The 1,801-nt window shown below is 63.1% G+C and carries 3 protein-coding genes; 1 reads left to right on the forward strand and 2 read right to left on the reverse strand.

The features are described from left to right. Window positions 1–394: alpha/beta hydrolase family protein (locus AC1DT2_RS22395; protein ID WP_477298826.1), on the forward strand; the 394-nt coding region annotated here is incomplete at its 5' end. A gap of 15 nt (window positions 395–409) precedes the next feature. On the opposite strand, the gene AC1DT2_RS22400 is transcribed toward AC1DT2_RS22395, so the two are convergent. Both AC1DT2_RS22400 and AC1DT2_RS22405 read right to left on the reverse strand, forming a co-directional pair. Further along, window positions 410–1,186, reverse strand: coding sequence for an anti-sigma factor family protein (locus AC1DT2_RS22400; RefSeq protein WP_477298827.1), 777 nt, complete (start codon window positions 1,184–1,186; stop codon window positions 410–412). Then, window positions 1,176–1,730: a sigma-70 family RNA polymerase sigma factor gene (locus AC1DT2_RS22405; protein WP_477298829.1), complete on the reverse strand. Its 555-nt coding sequence runs from the start codon at window positions 1,728–1,730 to the stop codon at window positions 1,176–1,178. The genes AC1DT2_RS22400 and AC1DT2_RS22405 overlap by 11 nt, the downstream gene beginning before the upstream one ends. Between the last annotated feature and the right edge of the window lie 71 nt (window positions 1,731–1,801).

The raw sequence follows: 1,801 nt of genomic DNA on the forward strand, positions 1-1,801 counted from the left end.
GTTCATGGTGCTGTTCAGCGGTCCGGTCGTGACGGCCCGTGAGCAGCTGAGGTTTCAGTTTTATACGCAGGGAAATCGGTCCTTCTGGGACACGCATACCGAAGCCGATGCGCGCGAGCATGTGCGCAGCGACCCCGATAAATATCAGTTTGCCGACACCGACCCGCGCGACACGCTCGCCACGCTTTCCACCCCGGGCCTTTGGCTGTTCGGAGGCAAGGACATCCAGGCCCCGGTGGGCTTGTCGACCGAGCACCTCGACGCACTGAAGGCTCGAGGCAAGCCCTACGATTGCCAGATGTTCCCTACCCTGGGGCACAACCTGACGTCATCCGACGCCAGCGGGCCGGTGACCACAGCGGTTGCATGGATCAAAGCGCTCCCGCATAGCTGACGCCGCGGAAGCGAGTCACTCCCCGCCGGGTCGGACACCATCCGCCAGCAACTCCCTGAATCGCGTCAGCTCCGCCTCATCCATGTCTGAAACAATCGCTGCCGGCTGTCCGCCCACCGTGGCGCGTTCCAGCACATAGCCCTGCGATTGCACGAGCTCGTTGCCGGCAGCGGCCGCCGTTGCCGGCAGCACGAAGACATCGATCACGTGCTTGCCATGGCGATAGACGAGGACGGGAACGCGTTCCGTACCGGCATAGTCGATGCGACCGCCGATGAGCGCATAGCCCTGGGCGGCAAAATCCCGCACGACGGGCGCCGTCGCGATTTTCCCGGCGAACCACGGCTTCACGGTATGTTGGTCGGTAGACACCACGTCGATGGGCGACAACGCGGCCAACGCCCGCCAGTGGCTGGCAAACAGGTCACGCGTAAGTTGGGCCTGCTCGTGGCCGGGATTGGACGCGTGATTCCACGCAGCCAGGGTGAGCCCGCCTGCCACAAACGCCAGTATCCATGAGGCCGCCAACGCCAGCCGGGGCAGCGGCATGCGAGACCGCACACGGGCGACCGGGGGCGCCATTTCCTGTTGAATACGGGCACGCAACGCCTCCGGCGCCCGATACCGGGGCGCATCCTTGCGCAACGAACTGCGCAAGGCATCGAGCCCGATCAAGGCGTCGCGGCATTCGGCACATTCATCGAGGTGTGCTTCGAATTCGCGACTGGTGGCACGATCCAGCTCACCGTCGAAGTACAGCGGCAGCATCTCATTAGCCGTCTTACAGTCCATGAGGAGCCTCCATGTTGCCGTTATCGGTCAGTGCCTTCTGTAGCAGTGCGCGTCCCCGGGCCAGACGGGACATCACGGTACCGATGGGCGTTTGCAGTACGTCGGCGATCTCCCGATACGACAGCTCTTCGATTTCGCGCAGGATGAGCACCTCACGAAAAAGATCCGGCAGGTTTCGCAGGTGTTCGGTGATCAGCTGCCTGCGTCGGGCGCTATCGAGTCGTTCTTCTACCTCGTCCGCCTCCGCACGCGGCATCCAGTGTTCCGCGGCGGCGGGATTACCGTCGATCGCAACGTTCTTCTTCTCCTTATTGCGTACGGCCAGTCGGGCGAGACAACAGTTTCGTACGATCGCAAGCCACCACGCGCGTGCGTTTCCACCGGCATAGGTCTCGGACGCGCGGGCGGCGCGAAGGTAGGCGTCGTGCACGGCGTCCGCGGCATCCTGCTCGCTGCCAAGCAGCCAACGGCCAAGATTGTAGGCAGCGTCAAGATGGCTCAATGCCAGATCGTCGACAAAGGCACGACTACTCGTCGATGTCATGGTGACTGCGTCCCCTAYCCGTCATACACGCAACATACGCTGGATAACGCCATCGCGGTCGATGAGTCGGT

Source organism: Luteibacter sp. P4_E6 (genome assembly GCF_056401535.1).